The sequence below is a fragment of the Nocardia macrotermitis genome, assembly GCF_009604405.1.
Classification (GTDB): Bacteria; Actinomycetota; Actinomycetes; order Mycobacteriales; family Mycobacteriaceae; genus Nocardia; species Nocardia macrotermitis.
On the sequence record NZ_WEGK01000006.1, the window covers coordinates 66,194 to 89,393 of the forward strand.

The 23,200-nt window shown below is 68.9% G+C and carries 22 protein-coding genes; 8 read left to right on the plus strand and 14 right to left on the minus strand.

What is annotated here, in order from left to right; all coding sequences use genetic code 11:
- Nucleotides 1–6: 6 nt before the first annotated feature.
- Nucleotides 7–486, minus strand: coding sequence for a hypothetical protein (locus NRB20_RS15835; RefSeq protein WP_319945036.1), 480 nt, complete (start codon nt 484–486; stop codon nt 7–9).
- 51 nt (nt 487–537) lie between these two features.
- A complete protein-coding gene (locus tag NRB20_RS15840) occupies nt 538–933 on the minus strand; it encodes a PIN domain-containing protein (protein WP_406603841.1) in 396 nt (131 codons plus the stop codon).
- 54 nt (nt 934–987) lie between these two features.
- Between NRB20_RS15840 and NRB20_RS15845 the strand changes: the two genes are divergently transcribed.
- A complete protein-coding gene (locus tag NRB20_RS15845; protein WP_319944975.1) occupies nt 988–1,431 on the plus strand; it encodes a pyridoxamine 5'-phosphate oxidase family protein in 444 nt (147 codons plus the stop codon).
- A 13-nt stretch (nt 1,432–1,444) separates the two neighbouring features.
- Here the strand turns inward: NRB20_RS15845 and NRB20_RS15850 are convergent, their stop codons facing one another.
- Together NRB20_RS15850 and NRB20_RS15855 are read right to left on the minus strand one after the other, a co-directional pair.
- The gene (locus NRB20_RS15850; RefSeq protein WP_194289876.1) at nt 1,445–2,365 is read right to left on the minus strand and encodes an MBL fold metallo-hydrolase; all 921 of its coding nucleotides are present in this window, start codon (nt 2,363–2,365) and stop codon (nt 1,445–1,447) included.
- A gap of 58 nt (nt 2,366–2,423) precedes the next feature.
- Nucleotides 2,424–4,910 (minus strand): tetratricopeptide repeat protein, encoded by a 2,487-nt coding sequence (locus tag NRB20_RS15855; RefSeq protein ID WP_153410910.1) that lies wholly within the window; start codon nt 4,908–4,910, stop codon nt 2,424–2,426.
- 161 nt (nt 4,911–5,071) lie between these two features.
- Between NRB20_RS15855 and NRB20_RS15860 the strand changes: the two genes are divergently transcribed.
- Entirely contained in the window at nt 5,072–5,554 is a 483-nt protein-coding gene (locus tag NRB20_RS15860) for a hypothetical protein (protein ID WP_153410911.1), read from the plus strand.
- A 60-nt stretch (nt 5,555–5,614) separates the two neighbouring features.
- On the opposite strand, the gene NRB20_RS15865 is transcribed toward NRB20_RS15860, so the two are convergent.
- Genes NRB20_RS15865 through NRB20_RS15895 form a run of 7 tightly spaced genes read right to left on the minus strand, consistent with a single transcriptional unit; the run spans nt 5,615 to nt 12,957 of the window.
- Nucleotides 5,615–7,288 carry a protein kinase domain-containing protein gene (locus NRB20_RS15865; RefSeq protein WP_153410912.1) on the minus strand — a complete coding sequence of 558 codons (1,674 nt, stop codon included), beginning with the start codon at nt 7,286–7,288 and terminating at the stop codon, nt 5,615–5,617.
- The gene (locus NRB20_RS15870) at nt 7,182–8,066 is read right to left on the minus strand and encodes a PP2C family protein-serine/threonine phosphatase (RefSeq protein ID WP_153410913.1); all 885 of its coding nucleotides are present in this window, start codon (nt 8,064–8,066) and stop codon (nt 7,182–7,184) included. Before NRB20_RS15870 ends, NRB20_RS15865 begins: the two co-directional genes overlap by 107 nt.
- Complete coding sequence (locus tag NRB20_RS15875; protein WP_153410914.1) at nt 8,066–8,602, minus strand: FHA domain-containing protein; 537 nt, start codon at nt 8,600–8,602, stop codon at nt 8,066–8,068. The genes NRB20_RS15870 and NRB20_RS15875 overlap by 1 nt, the downstream gene beginning before the upstream one ends.
- A complete protein-coding gene (locus tag NRB20_RS15880) occupies nt 8,590–9,252 on the minus strand; it encodes a 4Fe-4S cluster-binding domain-containing protein (RefSeq protein ID WP_153410915.1) in 663 nt (220 codons plus the stop codon). Before NRB20_RS15880 ends, NRB20_RS15875 begins: the two co-directional genes overlap by 13 nt.
- Nucleotides 9,249–11,216: an AAA family ATPase gene (locus NRB20_RS15885; RefSeq protein ID WP_153410916.1), complete on the minus strand. Its 1,968-nt coding sequence runs from the start codon at nt 11,214–11,216 to the stop codon at nt 9,249–9,251. The genes NRB20_RS15880 and NRB20_RS15885 overlap by 4 nt, the downstream gene beginning before the upstream one ends.
- A complete protein-coding gene (locus tag NRB20_RS15890; RefSeq protein ID WP_153410917.1) occupies nt 11,213–12,334 on the minus strand; it encodes a hypothetical protein in 1,122 nt (373 codons plus the stop codon). Before NRB20_RS15890 ends, NRB20_RS15885 begins: the two co-directional genes overlap by 4 nt.
- Nucleotides 12,331–12,957: a hypothetical protein gene (locus tag NRB20_RS15895; protein WP_153410918.1), complete on the minus strand. Its 627-nt coding sequence runs from the start codon at nt 12,955–12,957 to the stop codon at nt 12,331–12,333. Before NRB20_RS15895 ends, NRB20_RS15890 begins: the two co-directional genes overlap by 4 nt.
- Nucleotides 12,958–13,144: 187 nt before the next feature.
- Between NRB20_RS15895 and NRB20_RS15900 the strand changes: the two genes are divergently transcribed.
- Genes NRB20_RS15900 through NRB20_RS15910 form a run of 3 tightly spaced genes read left to right on the plus strand, consistent with a single transcriptional unit; the run spans nt 13,145 to nt 17,236 of the window.
- On the plus strand, nt 13,145–14,521 hold the full coding sequence (locus NRB20_RS15900) for a hypothetical protein (RefSeq protein ID WP_153410919.1): 1,377 nt from the start codon (nt 13,145–13,147) through the stop codon (nt 14,519–14,521).
- Nucleotides 14,521–15,906, plus strand: a complete 1,386-nt coding sequence (locus tag NRB20_RS15905) for a hypothetical protein (RefSeq protein ID WP_153410920.1) — start codon at nt 14,521–14,523, stop codon at nt 15,904–15,906. The genes NRB20_RS15900 and NRB20_RS15905 overlap by 1 nt, the downstream gene beginning before the upstream one ends.
- A gap of 10 nt (nt 15,907–15,916) precedes the next feature.
- Nucleotides 15,917–17,236, plus strand: coding sequence for a CHAT domain-containing protein (locus NRB20_RS15910; protein WP_153410921.1), 1,320 nt, complete (start codon nt 15,917–15,919; stop codon nt 17,234–17,236).
- A 30-nt stretch (nt 17,237–17,266) separates the two neighbouring features.
- On the opposite strand, the gene NRB20_RS15915 is transcribed toward NRB20_RS15910, so the two are convergent.
- Complete coding sequence (locus NRB20_RS15915) at nt 17,267–17,422, minus strand: hypothetical protein (protein ID WP_153410922.1); 156 nt, start codon at nt 17,420–17,422, stop codon at nt 17,267–17,269.
- 194 nt (nt 17,423–17,616) lie between these two features.
- Between NRB20_RS15915 and NRB20_RS15920 the strand changes: the two genes are divergently transcribed.
- Together NRB20_RS15920 and NRB20_RS15925 are read left to right on the plus strand one after the other, a co-directional pair.
- Complete coding sequence (locus NRB20_RS15920) at nt 17,617–19,053, plus strand: phenylacetate--CoA ligase family protein (RefSeq protein WP_153410923.1); 1,437 nt, start codon at nt 17,617–17,619, stop codon at nt 19,051–19,053.
- Nucleotides 19,050–20,132 carry a ThiF family adenylyltransferase gene (locus NRB20_RS15925; RefSeq protein ID WP_153410924.1) on the plus strand — a complete coding sequence of 361 codons (1,083 nt, stop codon included), beginning with the start codon at nt 19,050–19,052 and terminating at the stop codon, nt 20,130–20,132. The genes NRB20_RS15920 and NRB20_RS15925 overlap by 4 nt, the downstream gene beginning before the upstream one ends.
- Here the strand turns inward: NRB20_RS15925 and NRB20_RS15930 are convergent.
- Nucleotides 20,101–20,523, minus strand: coding sequence for a nuclear transport factor 2 family protein (locus tag NRB20_RS15930; RefSeq protein ID WP_153410925.1), 423 nt, complete (start codon nt 20,521–20,523; stop codon nt 20,101–20,103). The two genes, NRB20_RS15925 and NRB20_RS15930, sit on opposite strands and share 32 nt — an antisense overlap.
- 47 nt (nt 20,524–20,570) lie before the next feature.
- Here NRB20_RS15930 and NRB20_RS15935 point away from each other — a divergent pair, with 47 nt between their 5' ends.
- Nucleotides 20,571–21,896 (plus strand): alpha/beta hydrolase family protein, encoded by a 1,326-nt coding sequence (locus tag NRB20_RS15935; RefSeq protein WP_153410926.1) that lies wholly within the window; start codon nt 20,571–20,573, stop codon nt 21,894–21,896.
- A gap of 8 nt (nt 21,897–21,904) precedes the next feature.
- Here the strand turns inward: NRB20_RS15935 and NRB20_RS15940 are convergent, their stop codons facing one another.
- Entirely contained in the window at nt 21,905–23,173 is a 1,269-nt protein-coding gene (locus NRB20_RS15940) for a TetR/AcrR family transcriptional regulator (RefSeq protein WP_227833569.1), read from the minus strand.
- Between the last annotated feature and the right edge of the window lie 27 nt (nt 23,174–23,200).

Consider the following 23,200-nt stretch of genomic DNA (forward strand, 5'->3'; position numbering starts at 1 on the left):
ATCGAATCAGTCGATGGTCGTGCGTCCGGGGCGGATATCGATATCGCTCTTGGCCAGCAGAGTGGCGAGCTGTCGCCACCGGCGCTGCCGATGCCGGAACATGAGGTGGACGAACACCCGGACGCCGAATCCGGGCAGGCCGTCCTGCACCTCGACCTCATCGGTGTAGCGGCAACGGTTTTCGTCGATCGGCTCGAAGGTCAGCCGGTGATTCCAGACCCGGACCGGCCCGCCCCACTCGTTGGTGTAGATCTCCCGATCGGTCAGCCGCACGAGTCGCAGATGATGTCGCCACGCGGGGATCACACCGAACCACCAGATCCGTGCTGCCCCTTCGACTCCCGGCTCGACCCGATCCGGGATGTCCAGCCGGGGCGCCGAAATGATCGGGGCGACAACGAAAGCGAACAGCTCCGGTGTGCGGGCCAGTGCGCATGCCACCTCGGGGCACAGTGGCAGCTCGGCACTTAGGGTTACCTTACTAATGGTGTCATGATGGCTGTTGTCGCCTGCGGTCCGCAAGGGATTCGTGCTCGGCTACGGGTTTCGGGCCGAATCGATCCGGTCCAGGAGCCAGCGGGGGCCGGTTGTGCGTGCGCCGAGGGCTTCGACTCGGGTGCGTAGGCCGCGGTCGGCGGTGACGACCAGAACCTGGGTGCGATCGTCGCGTTCGGCCGTGACCGCGACGATGGTGTCGTCGCCCGAACCTGCGGCTCGCACCACGCGCAGGTTGCGGAATGTGTTGTCGTCCACGGCTTTCGCGGCACCTTCCAGGACGACGACCACCTCGCATGGAAGTTGTGCTCGGAGAGCCGCTACTCCCGTCAGTAGCCGGTGGGCCGCGCCCGCGCGGTCACGCCACCAGCCGTCGGGGCGCGAACCGACCACATTGGCCGCATCCACCACGAGCATCCGCACGGAATCGTCCATCACGTCCCAAGTCTCCACCACGGGCAGATGAGAGGTCGGGTTCCGTAGACTGCGGACGTGACCGATCTCGCGGATTTCGCCCGGCTGATCGCCGGTGATCATGGGCTCTGCGTCGTGTCGACCGCGCGGGCGGACGGCACGATCCACTCCTCGCTCGTCAACGCCGGTGTGCTGAAACATCCGCTGACCGGCGAGGGTGTGGTGGGAATGGTGTTGCGTGGGGGCACCCGCAAGATGGCGAATCTGCGGGCCCGGCCGCGGATGACGGCCGTGGTGCGCGTCGGCTGGGAGTGGGCCGCGGCCGAGGGGCCGGTGTGGATCGCCGGGCCCGATGATCCGGTTTCGGGGATCGATGCCGAACGGCTGCGTCTGCTGTTGCGTGCGGTGTTCACCGCTGCCGGTGGTACGCACGAGGATTGGGACGAGTACGACCGGGTGATGGCGCAGGAGCGGCGTGCGGTCGTGCTCATCGAGCCTGACCGGGTGTACGCCAACGGCTGAGTTCGTACTCGGGTCAGCGCAGCCCGTCGTGGGGATCGGTGGGCTCCCACGCGACCGGCAGGACCACATCCACGTCATCCCGCTGTGCCAGCGGCAGCAGCAGGTCCATCGTCGCGTCGAAGTTGTCCGCGAAGTACGGCAGTGGGCGTAGCGGCTGGTCCAAGCCGCGGAAGAAATCGTCCCAGTGCACCAGGACGACGCGGCGCGCGCCGACCGTGCCGGCGACATCGTCCCAATAGCGGTGCACGAACTCGCGGGACTGCCTGCCCAGGCCGCCGATACCCAGATAGACGACCTCGGCGCGTCGCCCGTCCAACATCCCCGGACGATGATTCGCACTGGCGTGCAACAGGATTCGGCCGACCGGATGCTCGATGAGTACGGAATAGGCGGCACCGGTCTTCCACGCGCCGGTCCGCGCCGGGGGCACCAGCGGGCGCGTCACGACGCCGGGATACCGATCACCCGGACTGTGCACCGAATCCAGAAACGTCAGCGTGAACCGCCCGTACTCGAGCGCATCCCCATCACCCACCACCCGCAGCGACGCCTCGGCGAGCCCGAGCCCACGCCCGATATTCGCGGTGGACTCCGAACCCACCAGTTCGGCCCCGGTCTGCGCACACCACACCGGCGCGTCGAGGGCATGGTCGTAATGCGAATGCGCACAGAACACCGCGGCCAGCGAACGCACCCCCAATCGCTCGATCGCCGCGCGCACCAGCCCCGCGTCCGGCGCGATCCGACCGAGCCCGACGCGGAGAAGCCCGGGGCGAGTGACGAATCCGTCGCACAGCAGCGTCGTCGTACCGTCCGACAGCAGCAGCGAACTGGTCCCCAGGAAGTGCGCCGTCAACCCGCCGGACGCGGTGCCGGACCGCTGCCGGTAGGTGAGGTAGGGCTCGAGATCGGGCCGGCCGAGAGGATTGCGCACGTGGTCATCCTGCACCCGTTCGGCGGGATGGTGTGCGATCGGGTGGCCGCGTGGTGTGTCACCAGGTCGGTAGATCGGGTGGGCGATCGAAACCGCCGTAGCGTTCGTCGGCGGCGCGGATGTAGCGGTGCAGCGCGATCGTGCCGTCGGGCATCCGCAGCAGCGGCGGGGGCCGCACGGGCAATGTGGCTCCGGCGACGATCGCACGGACCGCATCGGACGGGCGGCCGGCCGTCTCGGACACTGCTTGCGGCTCCGGATCCGGTTGGGCAGAAAGTGTTTCCAGGATCAGCACCGCGAGTTCGGTGGTCGTCGAATCCGGTGGCGGGCCGCCGGGCACGCCGACATTGAGCAGTACCTCGATCAGTTCCGCCATCAGTGCCGCGTCCGCGAGCCTGTCCACCCAGTCGAACAGCAGGGCCTGGAGCGTGGAATACAGTGCGGCGGTGCCGATCCGGCCCGCCGCGTCCGCTAGTTGCACGCGGCGCGACTCCAGGTACAGCATGGCCGGAAGCGCCAGATCCAGGGCCGGTCGCAGCGGGCCGTCCGGTCGCATGAGGGTCGTCTCGGCCGCCAGGATGTCGATGAACGCGACGTCGATCGTCGTGCCCAGTGTCACATTCAGTTCGCGGGCCCGCGCCAGATGTCGCAGCGCGAGTTCGTAGTTGCCGCAGGTGCGGTGCGCGATCCCGATATTGCGGTGGCAGGCCGTGGTGTTCGCGCGGAACGCCGGATCGGACTCGAAGTGGGACAGTGAGGATTCGAGCAGGGCCAGCCCCTCGGAGGTGTGGCCCTGCATGAGGATCGCGACGCCGAGGTTCTGTCGGCAGGCGGCGGCGCGATCCGGGAAACCGGTGCGCTCCAGATCGGCCGCGGCGTGGCGGAACGCGGCCGCGGCGTCGGCGTAATTGGCCTTCTTCATGTGGACCCCGCCCAGATTCGCCTGTGCCTGAGCGAGATCCGCGGTTCGGCCGATCTCGGTGAATATCGCGATCGAACGGTGGAAGGACGCGATCGCGCGGTCCAGTCGGCCGGTCTGCATGAACAGCAGGCCGAGGTGGTGTTCGGTGGCCGCCTCATGGGTGTGGGTGCCGAAGGACCGTTGTGCGACAAGGGCTTCGGTGAGTGCCTGCTCCGCCTCGTCGTAGCGGCCGAGCTGTTGCAGGCAGGCGCCCTCGGTGGCGCGGCAGGCCGCCGCCAGCGGCCACGATCCGATGCGTTCGAGTTCCAGTCGTGCTGCGGCGGATTCTCTTGCAGCACTGTCATATTCGCCCATATGCAGCAGTGCGGCGGCGCGGTTCGACCGGCAGTGGGCATGGAATTCGGGATCGTCGCAGCGCGCGGCGAGCGGCAGGGTGATGGTCGCCAGTTCCAGGGCCTCGGCGTATCCGCCGCGCTGTAGTGCCGCGGAGCCGAGATGATGTAGTGCATGGGCGAGCAGTTTGTGTTCGTCGGCGGCCCGGAACAGATCGCGGCACTGCCGGAGGGTCCGCTCGGCGATACCGTCCGGATCGCCCTGCGAGAGACGTAATGTGGCCAATTCCATGTCGCAGCGGGCGATCTGGATCTCGTTCTCGGTCGTGAGATGACAGTCCCGTGCCCGGACGAAGGCCGCGCGGGCCTCGTCGTATCTCCCCAGGTTCTGTGCCATCGATCCCTGGACGATGGCCATGTCGGCGGTGATACCGGGCTCACCGGCCGCGGCGAATTCGTCGGTCGAGAGTCCGAATTCTCTTGTCGCCGCGTCGATTCGACCGATTTCGAGCAGCAGCATGCCGATCCGCCGATGGCAGTCACCCGCCTGGAGATGATCCTCGAGCGCACGATGGACAGCCGCCGCGGCGCGGAATTCCTCGATCGCCTCGGCCGTTCTGCCCAGTTCGGCGAGTATCTCGGCCAGCGTCCGGCCGCACTCGGCGAGCGCCTGCCGCGATTCGGCCGCGTCGGTCTGCCGGTACAGCCGCGTCGCGGCGAGATACTGTTCGCACGCCGCGGCCGCGTCCTCGTCCGCCAGCGCCATATCGCCGGCCGCGTGATGACATTCGGCTGCCTCGGAAAGGTTTTCGGCGGCAATGAATTTCGCCGCGGCCTCGGACATGGTCCGGTATCCGGACCGGACCTCGCCGGTGTCGGCCAGAGCGAGGGCGAGTTCGCTCGTGCACTGGGCCTCGTCGCCGAGGCATTCCAAGGTGTGATAGCCCCGAATCGCTTGTTGCAGATACGGAATCGACTTCTCGGTCCGACCCGACATATCGAGGGCGTTCGCCGCGAAATGGGCGCAGTCGGTACACAATTCGGAGTCTTCGTCCAACAATCCGATCGCCTCGACGAAGGCTTCCGCCGCTGCGGCCGGGTCCTCGGCCTGTAAGTGGGCCAAGCCGATCCAGTACAGACACAGAGCGGTGTCGTCATCGAGTTCATTTGCAGTACAAAGCATCCTGGCCTGGTCGAGCAAATCGATCGCGCGCGTCGTATGCTCCTGCTGGAGCGCCTCCACTCCGGCCTGGAAGAGCGTCTCGGCGATCTCGATATCCTCCGCGCCCATCGCGTGACCTTTCGAATGTCCTGCGTGTGAATGATTTCCGTGGGCGCGCTGCGGTGCTAATTTTTGATCCGTCCCCACGGAATTATTCGGTTGTCAAGGGATTCAACGGAATTCAGGGTGGCCGAAAAGTATTCGGCTGCTCCGAGACTGGAGTATTCGATATGCATATCTTTCTTGTCATGGTGGTGGCCGGTGTGATCGCGACGGTCGGCGTCGGCGCGATCGGCGGTGCCGGAGCGGGATTCGTCGGACTGCTGATCTGGATCGGTGCGCTGCTGATCCTGGGCCTGGTGCTCAGCTCCATGGCGAAGCGGCAGGTCAGCGTGCGGCTCGGCGCGCCCGCGGAACTCGTCCTGGAGGCGGTGCTCGACGAATTCAAGACGCTCGGCTGGACACGGGTGAACGGTCCCGGTGCGTTCAATTTCAAGGCCCGTGGCTTCGGTATGTCGATGAACCTCGGGAAGCCGGTGGTGTCGGTCGATGTCGAACAGCAGGAGGACGGCAGTACGGGGGTGGATATCTGGCTGTCGACGTGGAATTCGCAGTGGGGCGTGGTGGGATGCTGCGATCGGGTGGTGACCAAGGTGTGGCAGGTGCAGCGGCGGATGGCGCAGTTGGAGGCCGATACGCGCACCGACGCATAGCAATTCGATGCGCGCGTGATCCCCGGGCCGAGTGACTCGGCCCGGGGATCACGCGTGGTGTCACAGCTTCGCATCTCGACGCAGTTCGGCGAACCACGTCACCTCGTCGGCAGCGCCGAGTTTCTTTCCGTCCAGGCGGGTCCGAACCTTGTTCAGGTATCCATCGGCGACGGCGTCGTCGGACGCGGCCAGCAGCAGGGCGTGCCGGACGATATGTCCGCGCGCGGCCGGATCCAGGTCGATCGCGCGGTCCTTCGCCGCGGTGAGGGAGCGGCCGACCATGTCGTGCCAGTTCGCATCGATCATCCGGAATCCGGACCGCTGGCCGTCGTTGCCGAGGTAGGTCAGCAATTCGCTGTCGTACAGGCCCTGGACCACCGATTCGGCGGCGCGGTTCTCGACCAGGTCGCGCAGGTCCGCAGCGGTCGTCACCGGATGACCGGTGTAGGCCAGGTCCGCCGACGGGGCCAGTCGCGCGACGAAGTAGGTAACCAATTCATCGGGGCCCCAATCGTTTCCGTGGGTCTTCAACGCCGAATAGGCGTCCCCGGTGCGTACCTCGGTGGTGAGCCATTCGACGAGTCGCGGCCGACCCTTGCCGGCCAGGGCGCGGGCGGCCGCGTCGGGATGGGCGGCCATCGCTCGGCCGAGTTCGGTCGCGTCGAAGAACTCGCCGACCCCGGCGATCACGAAGGGTTCGGCCGCCCGCGTTCGCCCGGCGTCCACCGGTGCGGCGTGTACCTGCGGTGATTGCCCGTCCAGCCAGGCGGTGACCTCGTCGTAGCCCCAGCGGGTGTGGTGATCGTGGGTCAGCAGCCCGGACAGCAGCAGCCGCCAGCGGGCCCGGTGTCCGGGTGGGAGCGGGGTGTCGTCGAGTGCGTCGAGGGAGATGTCGTTGTCGAACAGCGCGCGGCCGATGACCCGTTCGTCGATGGTGCCGCCGTCGGCGCGGACGAAGTAGCGCCGCCCGACCAGCACCCGGTACAGCACCATGCCCAGACTCCACCAGTCTGCGGCGGGTCCCTTGAACAGCACGAGTTCGGGCGCGCCGTAGGCGGCGGTGCCCAGGCCGAGATTGGTCACCCGGGACCGGTCGCCCATCTCGGCGGCCAACCCGAAATCCGCGAGTACCAGATCGAGTGGTTTCGCCACGCGGACCAGGATGTTTCCCGGTTTGATATCGCCGTGCACCAGCGTGGAGCCGCCGGTGCCGCCCTGGAGGCCGTGGATGGCTCGGGCCAGCCCGGCCAGGATCTCGCGGGCGCGCGCGTTGCCGGGCGGGCCGGGATTCTCCTCGAGTTGTTGCTCCAGGGAACCGAGCGGGCAGTACTCCATCACCTCGTAGTGCACGCCGTGGTCGGCGTCGCGTTCGAAGACCTCGACGGTGAATTCGCGGTCGAGATTCGCCCGGAACTCCGGCGCACCGAAATCGACGTTGTAGGTCGGCGCGGTCCGGTAGAGCTTGATCGCCACCTGCGCGCCCGTGTCGGTGTCGCTGCACAGCCACACCGACGCCTCCCCTCCGCGGCCGAGCAGGCGTTCGATGCGATAGTGCGACTCCAGCCGGGGCGGGAGGCGTTCGAGGTGATACTGCTGCTGTGGCGCGGCGGTGGCGGTCGCGTCGGTGTCAGCGCGATCGGAACTCTCGATCCGGGTGGGTGGCGCCGCCCCATCCGTTCGGGTCTCCGGCGCCGAACGCGCCGTGGAGGTTTCGATCCGGGTGGGTTCTGCCATCGTCTTCTCCTTCGTCGGAAGCGGACCCGGGTCTGTGCGTCACCGGAGCCGCGATCGCCTCGACGCGGACCACCGTGACGTTGTCGCCGCCACCGCCCGCGAAGGCGAGATCCCTGGTGGCGGTGAGGAATTCGGGTCCGGGGGTGACTGCGAGTCGTTCCAGGTCCGCGGTGTTCGTGTAGTCGGACAGGCCGTCGGTGCACAGCAGTAGGCCGGGGGCGGGCGGGATCGGGCAGTCGAAATAATCCGGCTCGACACGCGTCCGCACGCCCGCCCCCAGGGCCTGGCGCAGGACGTTCGACCCCGCCCGGCGATGATCGACGGTCAGTTGGGCCAGGTAGCGGCCCTCGACGCGGTAGCAGCGCGAATCGCCGACGTTGAACACGATCGCCCGGCCGTCGGGGACGACCACCACACCGACCATGGTGCAGCCCATCCGGGCCAGCCGGGGATCGGCCGCGCCGAGGTCGTTGATGATGTCCGACGCCTGTTGCAACTGCCGGCCCAACGTGTCCAGGATCGCGTCGTTGTCGGTGGCGGTGCCGAAAATCCCTGGTTCGGTGAGGATTTCGCAGGCCAGGCGGGCGGCCTCGCGGCCACCGGCGTGACCGCCGAGGCCGTCGCACACGACGATCGTGGTCGGCTGCTCGATATCGAACTCCACCGTCATCGGTGCCGGGGCCGGGCCGCTGAACGACCAGCCGTTCCAGCCGACGCTGTCCTCGTTGACCTCGCGATGCAGGCCGCGATGGGTGAGTGCCTCGATCCGGATCCGCATCAGCGCCGCCGCAGGATCTCGATCGGGACGTCCGCGGCGAGGCGCAGACGCTGTCCGGGCCGGACCTCGTGCTCGCGGTGGGTGTCGATGCGGATGTCGTCGACGAATGTTCCGTTGGTGGAATCGGTATCGGTGACGAACAGGCGTTCGCCGTCGAAGCGGGCGATCGCGTGTCGGCGTGAGATGTTGGTGTGGGCGCGGAAGGCGGGTTCGACCGGGTAGTCGTCGTCGCGGCCCAGGAGTAGTCGATCGCCGGGGGCGAGGGTGTGGTGGGTGCCGTTCACCACGAGGTCTATGTGTGTGGTCCGCTTGTCGGGGTCCACTCTGGTTCCCGCGCCGGGCTGATCGGGTTCGATTGGGCCGGTGTGCCCGCGGCCGGTTGTGGTGCCGTCGTCGGTGTCCCCGGGTGCGGGCGGGGTACCCCGGTTCGCGAGATCGGTCAGATCCGTGCCACAGTACGGGCATTGCGCGAATTGCGCACTGTCCCAATACTGTTCGCATACGCAGAGAACGGGCTCGCGCATCACATCAGCCATGAGGTCCTCGTCAGGTCGACGCCCCGCTCGGCGAGGTCGTGTTCGAGTCGGCGCAGATCGCCGGGCAGCGGTATGCCGACCATCCAGACGGACCGGTCGTCGACGTGCAGGGCCAGGCTGCGGCGCTGTTCGCGGTAGCCGTCCTCGAGCGTGGCCTCGGGATAGCGGTCGCGGCCCAGGTCGGTGTGGGTGCGCACGAGCTGGTTGTCCGAGCCGCGCAATGCGCAGTCGGTGGCACGCGCCGCGATGAACGGTTCGCTCACCAGCACGTCGGTAGAGTCGGCGAGCCAGTCGAACTCCCGGTCCAGATGTTCGCTCGAACGTCCCGAGTACAGCAGGATGTCGACCGGACGGTCGTATCCCGCGCGCCAATCATCCAGTCCCGCAAGCAATTCACGCAGTGCGTCGAGCTGGTCGGTGGGTTCGCCGCCGGAGATCGTGATGCCGTCCACGGTGTCGGCGGGCAGGGCACGCACCCAGGCCAGCACGTCCTCGACGCTGCTGCCGCGCGCCGGATCGAACGGCCAGGTGTCTCGGGAGATGCAGCCGCGGCAGTACACCGTGCAGCCCTGGAACCAGATTCCGGCGCGGCAGCCGAAACCGAGATTGTGGATCGGAAAGTGCAAGCGGGACAGCAGAAGTGGGGTCATGTCAGTACCGCCGTCCAGCCCTCGGGGGATTCGGTGAGGTCGGTCACGGTGGCCGTGCGGGTGGTCGGCGGGAGTTCGAACAGGGCCCGGGCCAACGGATTCACCAGCAGCGACTCCACCGTGCTCGACACGCCCCGGGCGCCGAAATCCAGTTTGGTGAACGCCTTTTCGAGCAGTTGGTCGTGCACCTTCTCGGTGACCGACACCTCGATCCCGGTGGTGTCGCGCACCCGGTCGGTCACATTGCCGATGAATCGGGGTATCAGCGACCGCGCGGTGTCCTCGCCGATGAAGTCGAACACCACGATGTTGTCGCCGATGCGGTTGAGCAGTTCCGGGCGGCCGATCTCGCGGGTGAAGTGCTCGCCGACGGCCGCGCGGATCGTGAATTCGACCTGCCGGTAAGCGATTCCGCGCGCGATCACCGGTGCGCGCTCGCCGCGTTCGTCGAGCCGGTAGACCCCGAGGTTGGAGGTGAACACGATGAGGGTCTCGGTGAAGAACACGGTCGCGCCGGTCCCGTCGGTGAGGCGGCCGTCCTCGAGGATCTGCAGGAATTTGTCCAGGATGCGCGGATGCGCCTTCTCGATCTCGTCGAACAGCACCAGCTGGAACGGCTTCTGCCGGATGGCGTTGGTCAGCTCGCCGCCGGTGTCGAATCCGGTGTAACCCGGTGGGGCGCCGATCAATCGGGCCTCGGCGTGTTCGGCGGAGAATTCGCTCATATCGAAGCGGACGAAGGCGTCCTCGCGGCCGAAGACCAGTTCCGCGATGGATTTGGCCAGTTCGGTCTTGCCGACGCCGGTCGGGCCCGCGAAGAACAGCACGCCCTGCGGCCGGGTCGCGCTGCCGGTGGTCTGGGCCCCGGTCAGGCCCAGTGCGGACCGGATCAGGATGTCGACCGCCTTGCGGACCGCAGCGGGTTGTCCGAGTACCTTCTCGCCCAGCAGATTCGGCGCGTTCCGGATGCGTTCGCGCAGATCCGGTGCCTGCCAAGGGTTTCCGGGCACCCCGACGCGGAAGGTGCGCACCGCCTCCTCGATGGACCGCGCCGGGATCCGCCGATCGATGGCCAGCCGGTTGATCTCCCGGATCGAGCGCAGCGACAACCCGGCGGTGCGCGCCGCGTACCGCTGCACCACCTGGTCGAACTGTTCGCTGCCGCGTTCGGGTGCGTCGGGCAGGGAGGGGATCAGGGTGCTGGTCAGGGTGATGCGCTGGGACATCTCCGGCTCGGGTATGGAGATCACCCGGGCGGTCTCGCCGCCGATCAGCCAGTGCGGCAGGTCGTTTCCGCGATCCAGCAGCCAGATCACCGTGTTGTACAGCAGGGCCCGATGCGGGCCCGGCACCTGCACGCGCGGTGCGGTGGTCATCGCCTTCTCGGCGGTGACCAGCAGCCGGTGCATGGCGGGGTCGGCGAAGTCGCCCTGCGGCGTCAGCCGGGACGCGCCGTCGATGATCAGGCAGTTCGGACCGCTGGAATGCACTGCCGCGCGCAGCAACTCGGGCAGCCATCCCAACAGTGGGATGCCGCCGTCGCGCGGCTGGGCATTGCGGATCAGGGCCGTCGCCATACCCTTACCGTCGAGCGCGGGGCGTGCGCCGTCGACCGAATCGGCGACCACCACCGCGGTATGTCCGGCCGCGGCCAGCACGGCCAGGAGTGCGTCGACCACGGATACCGTGCGCGGCAGCATATCTCGTGTGAGGGGCGGTGCATCGACCACGGATATGTTGCGCGGCACGGTATTTCGTGTCGGCGATGCGGCGTCGGCTGTCGACGTGCGGTGTGAGAACGCATCTGGTGTCTCGTCCGTGGCCTGCGGTGTCTGCCGGACCGGCGGCAGCAGGACGAGATCTCGGAGGTTGCCGGTGATCAGCAGTTGGGGGTGGGCGGCCAGGGCGACGTCGATCTCGCGCAGCCACTCCGGGAAACGGTCGATCGGTTCGGGTGTGGTCATGAGGTGCTCCGGTCGATCGTCCGGGGTGCGGCCTTGCGCTTGGTCTGCGCGGCCGGTGTGGTGAGCCGGACTTCCGGGGGCGTGACGCTGCCCGGCGGGAGTCTGCGGACGCGGCCGGGTTGGATGCCGCGGCGGCGGAGTTCGTCCAGCAGCGGTTCGACCTCGGCGCACAGCGCGGCGTCCGCGTCCCGGTCCGCCTCGCGGTCGGTCGCCGGGCCGGTCCGCACCGTGTGCAGGTCGATCTCGTCGTCGGAGACCCGGGCGCGGATCGCGTGTGTGCCGGTTCGGTTGGGGCGCAACACGATCGAATCGGCGGTGTCGAGTTCGACCGGAGCGACGTGGTAGCCGAGTTCGGCCAGCGATTCGGTGACCGCGGACAGTACGAAACGCCGGTCGCGTTCGGCCCGCGCGGCGACGGTCAGGCGTTCGAGTGTGATGCGGGCGTGCTCGAGTACCGCGGCCGCGTCGCCACCGCCGTCGAGTGCCGCATCGGCCTGCCGCAGCTGCGCCGAGACGGCCGATGGGTCGTCCAGACCGGCTGCCTCGCAACGTAATTGCTCCAACTCGAGGCGCTGTTCGCGCCGCCGGGCACAGCGCCGGTTGGCCGCGCGTGCCCGCGCGTCCAGATCGGCCAGCAGCAGTCGGGTGCGGTGCGGTTCCGCCCGCAGCGCCGCGCTCGCGGCAGCGGTGAGTTCGGGTGAATCCTCGCTCAGGGAGGCGAGGATTCGGGATACCCGGGCCGGCACGTCGAGGTCGGGGGCCTGCGGACGGGCGACCGGCGCCGAGGCGGCGGCCTCGCGCCGGGCGAGATCGTCGAGCAGTCCGGACAGGTCGTGCTCGACGCGGCGCGAGCGTTGTCGGACGAGGCGGTTCTCGAGCCGGGATTCGGCGTCGCGGATCCGCTCCTCGAGCCGGGTGCAGGCGGCCTCGAGCGTTTCGGCGTCCCGCGCGGGCGCGCTCTCCGGCTCAGTCACCAGCAGGTCGGGGCACTCGAATGCGTTGCAGCGCAACGAATGCGCCCGCGAACGTCCGAGCAGTCGCCGCCAGCGCCGCTGCGCGTCCTCGAGGCGTTCGCGGGCCGAGGTGATGCGGTAGGCGACCGCGGTCGGCCCGCTCATCGCGGTTCTGCCAGCTGCTCCGACGCCGCGAGGGTGCGGAGGTAGAACCCGTACGCGGCGTGTGCCAGGACCGCGAACAGCGGCCCCCAGCACCAGCTCATTCCCGATCCGGAGCCGGAGAACGCCTGCACGACCAGGATGAAGGTGCCGATCGCGAAACCACCGATCGCCGGTGTGGAGACGACCTCCTTGTCCCGCGGATACGGCAGCAGCAGCGCCAGCACGGTGAGTGCCGCGATCATGCCGATGATCAGTTCGGCGCTGAGTACGTACAGCGTGCCGGGCCCGCTGCCCGCAGTGTCGCCGGTGTCGCCGTGCAGGAAGATCGCCGAGGTGACCTTGTCGTCGGCCGCCGCCAGGAACGATCCGACGACCGGGGTCAGCAGCCAGACCGGGATGGAGATCAGCAGCAGACCGGTCGCCTGCCGCCGGATCCGGCGGAGGCGGTCCCGGCGTTCGCGACGGTGGCGGATCTCGGCCTGCTCCTGGGCCTGTCGCTCGCGCTCGTCCGCCTCGGCCTGCCGGGCCTGGGCCTCGGCGCGCGCCTGTACCGCGAGTTGTTGTGCCTGCGTTGCGGTCGCGTCGACCAACAATGCCAGTGCCATGTCATGGCTCGATCGCATCAGCCCACGATGGCACGGCCGGTGCGGGCTGTCTGTCGGCCGAACACCCGACATCCGCTGTGCCGCTTGACCGTACCTGTCGGCTGTTCGAATGAACTTCGGGCCGAAGGGATTCCGCGCACGATGCGGATCGGGTGAGAATGCGCGGGACAGTTGTCGTCGCCGAGATGTCAGGACGGTGGAGCGGATGCCGGGATACCCGAAACCGACATGGGTACGGCCGCTGTGGTGGGCGTCGCCGCCGAATTCGGGCGCGACATCGCGGCGGCGGATCGCGGAGCTGTGGGTGCGCGCGGCCGCCTCGCCCAAACCTCGGCTCAAGGAGTTCGCCACCGAGCTGCGCGGCTGGTCCGGTGGGCTGTCCGCGCTCGCGTGGGTGTCGGCGAAATACGGTGCCACGGCGGTGTTCCTGGCGCGGGTGGATACCGAGATGGAGGATCCGGAGGGCTGGCTCGCGGTATCGCGGCTGTATGCCGATCACGGCGACGGGCTGGCGCGGTTCACCGCCCAATTCGCCGCTGCCGCACACGAATACCGGCCGCAGGGGCTGCCCAATCTGCTGGGTGAGACGATCCGGAGCTACCAGCTGAAGGTGCCGCCCGCGGTGCGCGCGGTGATGTGCGGTCCGGCGCGTGGCGAGGTCGGCGCGGTGGTGGAGACCGAGGAGTCGGTGTACCGGTTCCTGGCGGATCCGAGCCGCCCGCGGCGGGTGTACCACCCGCTGGCCATGCGCCGGTACGCGTCGATCCTGCTCGCGAAGCGGCCCGAGTTCGCCGACGATCCCGGTGCGCTGGAGTCCTTCGACGTCGCGTTGGCGGCGTTGCGGCAGTTCGGGGAGCCCGATCGGCCGCGTGCCGACCCGACCGAGGCGCAGCGCCGGCATGTGGACGAGTTGCTGTGCGCGCAGGTGCGCGCCGACACTCGTCTGTTCGACGACCCGTATCTCGACGAGGCCTATCTGCGGGCGCGAAACACCATGCTGCGCTGGGCGATCGACGGGCGGGAACTCGACAACGCCGCGGTGCTCTACACGAAGTTGCGGGCGGCCAGACTGGACGGGCAACGCGCCGAACGGGTCGTCGCCGAGCACGAGCAACCGGTCGCCGAGCCGATCGCGGTGCCCGCCTCCCTGTCCGAGCCGATGGATCTGCGCCGCGTCCCCGACGCCGATATCCTGCGGCGTGCGGCCGCGGTGGTGCGCGCGGTCGCCGCGCCCGGCCCGGACGACTGTGCGGACTGCTGGGAGAAGACGACCGCGATAAGTATTCTGAATGATGGTGTGGCACAGGAGAGTACGTCCGCCACGGTGGTCGCGGCGTGGTCGGCGCAGCGGCCGTCCGGGCATCGTACGCGGCCGCGCGGCGCGGTCACCGCGTCGGCGATCGCGGCCACGGAGCTGGTGTCGGCGTTGCTGTTCCTGGGTGCGTCGGCGGTGACGCAGACCGGTGATCTGCCCGAGGTCTTCCGGGACGCGGCGGCGATCGGCCGGCTGTCCCGTCGGCAGGCCGAGATCACGAATCTGTTGTACCGCTGCGGATTCGACATCGATGGAGACGGTGAGTGATGAGCAGGGAGCAGGACGGGGTGTTGGTCGTCGAGGCCGACGGCGCGGTGAGCTGGTGGTCGCGGCGCGCGGCGGCGGTCGGCGAGGTCGATCTGCTGATCGCCGCCGGGATCGGTGCGCAGACCGACGCCGCGCGCTCGGATATGTTGCTGGCCTGGACGATTCGTCCGGAAGCCGAGCCGGGCCCGCTCGCCGCGGCGGTCGGCGATCCGGTACTGGCCGAGGTGGTGGACGAGTTGCGCCGCCACGGTGAGCGGGTGTGCGCATACCGCTGCCCGCCGCTGGTCCCGGTGTGGCGGCGGCGGGCGCTGGTCGCGGCGATCGGCCGCTGGACGATGCGTCCGGTGCACAGCGGGGCGTTCCTGCTGGACGAGGCGGTAGCGGAGAAGGATCTCGGGCACGACGCGGTGGCCCGGCGGCTGTTCGGTTACGCGGAGGCGGCGCTGCTCGACCTCGGCGAACGCTGCGCCGCGAACGAATTGCCCGGCGAGATCCTGCCGCTGCTGCGTCGCGCGGCCACCGACGCGACGGTGCTCGGCGTCGGCGACGACGGGCTGGTCGCGACGTTGGCCGACCTCGATCGCATCGACGATCAGGAGTTGCTGCGGGTGCTGGGGGAGTGGAGTCAGAACAGCGGTACCGCCGGGGCCGTACCGGTCGCCTCGGCGCTGGACGCGTCGGTTCCCGGGCGCGAGACCGACAGTTATCCGCTCGATCCGGCCGTGCTGCCGCCGCGGATCGTCGCGTGGCACGGTGCGCGGGCCAGTGAGCTGCTCGTCGAACATCGGCGGGCGCGCGATGTGTTCGTGGTGAGTGCGGCGTTGGCCGAGCGGGTCGATCCGACCTGCCGCGAGCTGGCCGAACTGCTCGCGTACGCCGTGCACCGGAACAGCGGGCGGGTGTTGGCTGTCGCGCCGATCGCGGTGCAGGACAACGTGATTCAAGCCGAACTTCCGGCGCAGGGAGCGCGGATCGGCGCCCTGGTGTTCGGCCTGTGCCGCGGTGATGTGGCTGCGGCGGCCGCGCGCTGCGGATCGCTCGGGCGCACGCTGATCGATATCGACCGGCGGATGCTCGACGGCTGGAATCAGCACCGCGCCGCGCTGGCGAAATTGTCGGCCGCGGGTGCGTCCGGTGGCCGGGCCCGCGCCGCGGGGGAGATGCAGTGGTTCGCTGCCGCGGCCGCGGTGCGCAGCGCCCGACGGCAACTGCGCGACCTGCTCGAATCCATGACCGAGGAGACGGACCCGGCGGTGCTGGCGGCGTTGCGGGCGCGGCGGACCGCCATCGACGAATATCTGGGCGATCTGGCCGGGCCGACCGCTGTCGACACCGCGGAACTGCTACTGGCCGAACTGATTCCGCCCGATCCGGCGGAGCTGTGAGCCGGACGCTGTGAGCGGGGCGCAGGTGCTGCTGCGGGCTGTCGATCGCAAGCACACCTATCTGGCGTGGCGTTGGCTGGATCGTCCCGGGGACCCCGACTACGTGGTCATCGGCGAGACCGCGGCGCGGGCCGCCGGAGCCGCCCTCGAATCGGCGCTGTTCCCCGCGCTGCCCGGTGAGACCGGCGCCGAACGCGAACATCGGGCCCTGGTGACGGGTGCGTTCGCCGACCGGGATCGGGAACGGGCCTTGGCGCGCAGCCTGACCGACGCCTTCCTGCCGGACCGGTTGCGCACGCAGATCCGGGACCGGTGGCGCGCCGGGGAACGGGTGCGGGTCCGGATAACGCCCAGTCCACGGCTCGCCCGGGTGCCGTGGGAACTGCTCTGGATCGATGCCCGGCATCGCCTGATCGACGCCGCGACCGTCGTCTACGAGCCACCGGCGGTCGTGCACGCGGGTCGTGCGCGGACGCCGGAGGAGTGGGCGGAGGTGCGGGATCGTCCGGTGCTGTTCGTCATCGATCCGGCCATCGGTTCGAATGCCGCCGCGTTCGGCCTGAGTTCCGCGCTGCCGGGAGACGGTACCGAGCCCTTCGTGGCTCGGATCGGGCAGTACATCGCAGCCGGGCGGGCACTGGCCGAGGAACTGGATCTCGCGATGGGGCCGACGTTCACCCGGCGGGATCTGACCGAGGCGCTGGAGACTCCGCGATCGCGGCTGCTGTATTTCGGGCACGCTTCCGCCTCGCCGAACGAACCTGCTTCTGCCGCAATACATCTCAGCGACACCGCGGCGATCTGGGGATTGGCGCCGCCGCTCGTCCGCGCCGGGAGCACGCCGTCCGAATCCGATCATCGTCCGCTCGCGGCCATCGACCTGCTGCACGGGACCGGCACCGCGGATGAGCGCTCGCGCCGGACGTACCGGATCGGCGCGCCGCGCAGTGGTCCCGACCTGTGGCCGATGCCGTCGCGGGTCGCGCTCATCGCGTGCGAGAGCGGTGCGGACTACCGCTCCGCCGAACTGTTCGGACTCGTCGTCGCGATGGTGAATTCCGGTGCGGCACTGGTGACTTCGACGCGGTGGGTACTGCCCACGGACGGTTCGCTGCGTGGCCGGGCCGGCCGGGACTCCGCCGCCCGCCCGACCACCGAACTGGCACTGCGGGTGGACGCCGCGCACGAGCAGGCCGATCCCGTCGAGGAACTGGCGCAGTGGCAGCGTCGGCAGTTGGCCGCGTGGTCCGAGGGGACGGACGAGGCCACCACGCCGTTGGTCTGGGCCTCGCTCACCCACACCGTCGCGCCGAAGCGGCCGTCGGCGTAATCGCCGACGGCCGCTTCGGTACGGGGAGTGCTACTGCCAGTGACCGCCGTGCTCGTTGCAGACCAGGCCGGTGTCCTTGCAGTTCCGGCAGTGCAGCGCATCGCCCAGCGGGCTCTGCCCCGCGCGTCCGCCGCGACAGTCCTGACACTCGTTCAGATGACGATGGCACTTGGTGCAATTGCTCATGGGACAGCCTTTCGGAATGTCGATGTGATTCCCCCTGTGACGTCGCCGCATTCAGCGTAGGTGCGTTGCGTGCCCGGGGCCATCGGCCGAACGGGGGACACGAGCGGGTGAACGGGCGCCGGCGGGTGGGGCGTCCGGGGGATCGGTGTTCGGGGCGAGGACTTCGGTTCTCGCTCACGAGAGGAGATCCCCCGATGACAGTACTTCCGACCGACATCACCGGCGCGCCGCCGGGATGCGACCGGGCATTGGAGCTGTTCCACCGGGCCGCCGCACAGCTGCCCGCCTATCGAACATTCCTGGCGGACAATGGAATCGACCCCGAGTCGATCCGTACGCCGGAGGACTTCGCCACTCTTCCCGCGGTGACCAAGCAGGACTACCTGCGCAGGTATCCGCGTCGGGATCTGGTGTGGGACAGCAGGATCGAAGGTTCCGAGACCTGGTCGACGAGTTCGGGATCGTCCGGGACGCCGTACTACTGGCCCCGGGCGGAGGTATCGCTGGGTGATGCCGTGGAGCTGTACGACCGGATCTTCCGATCCGGATTCGGCTCCCATGATCGAACGACGTTGCTGGTCAACGCATTCGCGATGGGCACCTGGATCGGCGGTACGTACACCTACCGGACGGTGTCGGGGTTGCGCGAACGCGGCCACCGGCTGTCGGTGATCACCCCCGGGATCGACCGGGACGCCGTGCGGGCCTGCATCACCGACCTCGCCCCCGACTACGACCAGGTCGTGCTCGCGGGCTACCCGCCGTTCGTGCAGGACATCCTGGACGGCGCGGATCCCGCTGTGCTGCACCAGGATCTGAAGATCCTGCTGGCCGGGGAGAGCGTCACCGAACAGTGGCGCGAATACATCCTGGACCTGATCGGCGCGTCCGGTGATCCCGGGCGGATCCGCCTGATCTACGGCACCGCCGACGCCGGGGTGATGGGGCACGAGACCGCGACCAGCGTCGCGGTCCGCCGGTTGGCCGCCGCTGACAGCCGGTTGGCGACCGCGCTGTTCGGCACAGCCGAGGTGCTGCCGACGCTGGTCGAATACGACCCGCTGCTGCGGTACACCGAGGTCGACGACGAGGACCGGTTCCTGTTCACCGTCGACAACACGCTGCCACTGCTCAGGTATCGGATCAACGACGTCGGCCGCATCCTGACCGCCCGCGAGATCGGGGATACGTTGCGCGAGTGCGGGTATCGGGCACCGGTCGAGACCAGTACGCCCGACTGCGGGTTCCTGGCACTGCGCGGCCGCACCGATGTGGCCGCGAGTTTCTATGCCCTGAACATCTATCCGGACAGTGTGCGGGCCGCGTTGGCCGAGCCCGGGGTACGTGAGTACGTCACGGGCAAGTTCGTGCTGTCGACCCGCACCGGGCCGAAACTCCGGCCGATTCTCGGACTCGCCGTGGAACTGCGCGAATCAGTGGTTCCCGCAATCGGTTTCGCCGACATGGTGCGCGATCGGGTGGTTCGGTCGCTGATCCGGACCAATGGCGAGTACCGCCGCCTGCACGCCGAGCTCGGTGCGGCCGCCGAACCGATTGTCGCCGTGGATCCGTTCGGCGGCAACGCCTTTCGCTACAACATCAAACAACGCTACGTGAGGAACGACCGATGATCGAGATTCTGGACCCGACCCGCGACGCCGCACGCATCGCGCTGCTGCTCGAACCCGGCTCCGGCTACCGGCTGGTCGACGCCTGGCCGATCGCCGTGCGGGAGTGGCGGGCGATCGCCCCGACCGCGCCGCTGCCCGAGATGCGTTATGTCGTGTATCCATGGCGTCGCACGGTGGTGAAACTGCCTGCGGCCGAGGCGTATCGACGGCTGCGCACCACGCGCAACCGCTATCTGATCGACGATTCCGAACAGCGCCGATGGTCCCGCGCGGTGCTCGGGATCGCCGGGCTCAGTGTGGGTTCCTCGGCACTCACGGTGTGCGCGCTGACCGGTGCGAGCCGGTTCCGGCTGGCCGATCCGGACCATCTGGGCCTGACCAATCTGAACCGGTTGCCCGCCTCGGTCTGCGATATCGGAGTGTCCAAGACGGTGCTGGCCTGCCGCCGGGTGCTCGAACTGGATCCGTACAGCTCGGTGACGGCGTTCCCGCGAGGATACGACGACACCACCGCCGCAACGTTTCTCGGCACCGCGCCCGGTGCCGAGCCGCTCACGGTCCTGATCGAGGAGATGGACGATTTCGCGGCCAAGATCGAGATCCGGTTGCGGGCGCGGGCGGCCGGAATCCCGGTGCTGATGGCGACGGACAACGGCGACAACGTCATTCTCGACGTCGAACGCTTCGACCTGGACAGCGACTACCCGCTGTTCCACGGCCGGGCCGGTGAGGTGACCGAATCGCTTGCCGCGGTGAGTGATCCGCGCGAGCGGGCGCGGATCGCGCAGCGGATCGTCGGCACGGAGATCACCCCGCGCACCCGGTACTCCCTCACCGAGGTCGGCCGTTCGCTGACGTCCTGGCCGCAATTGGGCACCGCCGCAACGCTTGCCGGGGTCGCGGCCGCCTACGCGGCCCGGCTGGTGGCGTGCGGCAGCCCGCTGCGGTCCGGTCGTTACCGGATCGATCCGGACCTCGCGCTGCGCGGTGCGGCCGCGGCGGCGGCGACCCGATGGAACGAGATGGACACCGCGGCATTCCTCGCGGTCATGAATCCGGCAGCGACCACACGGGAGTGATGAGATGACGATGCACCCGCCACCCCTCACCGGTGCGGACCGCCCGCAGTTCGTACCGGCTCGCGACCAGCTGCGGCCCGCCCTCGGCGGTCACCAGCGCCGCGAGGACGTTCGCGAGCACCCGCGCGGTGTCCGGCTCCGGCCGGATCGCCGCGATCGTGACGAAATGCTGTGTCTGCCGGAATATCTCGTGATTGCGCCGGGCGACCTCGACGATCTCGGTGACGCCGGTGCACGTCGCACCGGGCAGCGTGAGTTCGGCGTCCGCGGCGTAGATATCGGCCAGGCCCGCGAAATCCCTGGCGTCCAGGCAGTTTCCGATGCCGGTGGCCAGTTCTGTGAGTTCGGCTCGATCCAGCAGCGTCTGGATGCGGAGTTCGGACGGGGTCATGCGCACAACGTAGTGCGACGGACCCGGGCGCGGAAGGGAGTTCGGCGATGAAGCTGTCCACTCGCCTGCGTGCGACGCTCTGCACGCTCACCGGCACGACCGGGCCGGTGGTCCGGCGTGCCGGGGCACGCGCGGTACTGCCGGAGGTCTTCGTGCCGCGCTGGGCCCGCCTGGCCGGTGTACCACCGGCACGGCTGGCCGCACAGCTGGACGGCGCCCGCTCGTTCGCCGATCGCGAATGGTGCGAGTACTGGACCGGTATCGCCGAACATCATGTGGCACAGGCAGATGCGCTGTTGCACGATCTGGCCGTCGCGTCCGGCGTGACCCCGGTGAGCGTGGCCGCGATGTCGCGATCCGGATCCGCCGCGTTGCCGGGCCCGGCGGCGCAGTTCCTCGCCGAGCGCGAATCCCCGCCCACCACAGCGGAAGTCGAGCGCTTCGTCCGATCCCGCGCGGTCGGCGGCGCGCTGGACGAGCGGCTGCTGTGGGCGACCCGGGCGGTCGGTGCCCTGCGTACCGCCGTCGGCTATCACCTGATCGCCGCCTGGCCGGGCCGCTCACCGGCGCGGCGAGCGGCATATGCGCGGGCACAGCGCCTGTTTCGCGTGCTCGTCGAGCCGCTCGCCGCGGAACTCGGCATCACCCTCGAGGTCACCGATCTGGTGGCCGACGGTGAACGGGTCCGCCTGTGGGCGATGTTTCCGATCGGAAAGGATTGTCGGGCAACGGTTCTGGTCACCAACGGTCTCGACGGCTCGGCACTGGAACTGCTGCTGCCGCTGTTACCGCACCGGAACTCCGGTCTCGGCTTCGTGGTGATGGATCTGCCCGGAACCCACACCGCACAACGTCCCATGTCCATCGAGTCCGAGCGCGTCTTCACGGCGGTCCTGGATCATCTCGCGGCCCATCCGCGGGTGGACGCGGACCGGATCGCCATGCTGGGCACCAGTTTCGGCGGATACTGGGCGGCCCGGATGGCCGCGGTCGAATCGCGACTGCGGTGCGCGGTGGCCTGTGGCGCGCCGACGCATCGTGGTTTCGGACCGGCCGCGGCGATCGGGGCTCCGGCGATCATGGTGCGCACCCTGTGTGATGTCACCGGGGCGCGCGGGCCGCTCGGCCTGGGCCGCGCGCTGTCCCGGCTCTCGCTGCGGAAACTGTACCGGCGCATCGCGATACCGCTGCTCGTGGTGGACGGCAGCGCAGACAGCGTGGTCGACGTACGGGACTCGATCGAGCTCGCGGACGCGACCCGGTTCGGCGTGCTGCGCCTGTATCCGGGCGACGACCACTGCGCGACAGGTCATTTCGCGCAGTGGCTGGACATGGCAGTGGCGTGGATGCGAGCGGAGTTGGGAGAGAGCTGATCCCGCCGTCAGCTCTTGCGTAATCCGTTGATCGTGAGCCCGGAGACGAACGCCGCGTTCTGCTCCGGGCTCACGTTGCGGCGGGTGAAGCAGCGCAGCAGCAGCGTATTGGTCAGCAGCGCGGCCAACTCGACGGCCGGTTGGTCGTCCGCGAAGACCCCGCTCTGCTGGCCCTGGGCGATGACCGGGGCCAGCAGAGCGGGAAAGCTCAACTCCCGCTTGATCGATATCAACCCCTCGGGCTCGGCGTAGGTGTCATGGGCGACCACGGCCATCAGGGCGTCCATCAGCGCCCGCTCGGCCACCACCAGCCGCGCGCAACGCAGGAAATGGTTCTCCAGCACGGCGATTTCGTCGCGACCCAGGGCCAGATCGTCCTCGATTCCCTGGCGCAGTGTCTCGTACGCGGGTTTGAGTGCGCCCGCGATGATGTGGGCCTTGGTCGGGAAGATGCGGTACGCGGCGTCGGGTGGGACACCTGCCTCGGCGGCAATGGTTTTCATGGAGGTCATGAAGTAGCCGCGCTTGGTGAATTCCCGGCGGGCCGCTTCCAGCAGGGCCGCGCGGGGTTCGGGCGGCAGTGTTCGGGTGTGGTTGTGGGAGCGGGTGATCGCGGCGAGTGCGTCGTCGATGTGGGTGTGCGGCTGGGTGCTGCCGACCGACGAATTCAACACGGTCAGAACGGCATCGGTGACCAGTTCGGGTGTGACCGCCTGCGGGTCGGTGCGGTGCCGGAGCACCAGACCGTCGATGAGTGCGGTCAGCATGACCCCGAAACTCTTGGCGGTCAGCGGTTTTCGGAAGGTCGCGCCGCTCTGGGCGAACAGCAGGTCGAAGATCTCCAGCACGATGGCGTCGCTGCGGCGGTGTGCCGCGAGCATCGCCGCGGCGGTGCGCTGGGTGGCCGGGCCGCAGGCGGCCGCCAGTAATCGGTGGGCGCCGGCATTGTCGTCGAAGACCCGGTCGAAATGCTGCTGTACCACCATGTCCAGGGCGCGGCGGCGGTCGCCGTCCACCGCTGCCAGGGCGGCTCGGACCGGTTCGCGCACGTCGACCGGCAGCGGCGGTGTGGATTCGACCAGGCGGATCAGCACCTCCTCGACGTATCGGGAACGGGTGCCGAACTTCCGATAGAACGTCGCATGCGCGGAATTCGCCTGGTTGATCACCTCTTCGGTGCGTAGCCCACCGTCGAGCAGCCGGTCGGGTGACTCGATCACGAGTTGCAGGCCGGTCTGCACCAGAAGGTCGGTGATCACTCGATCGTCAGCGGACATGCTGGTCCTTCCCCAGGATTCACCGCG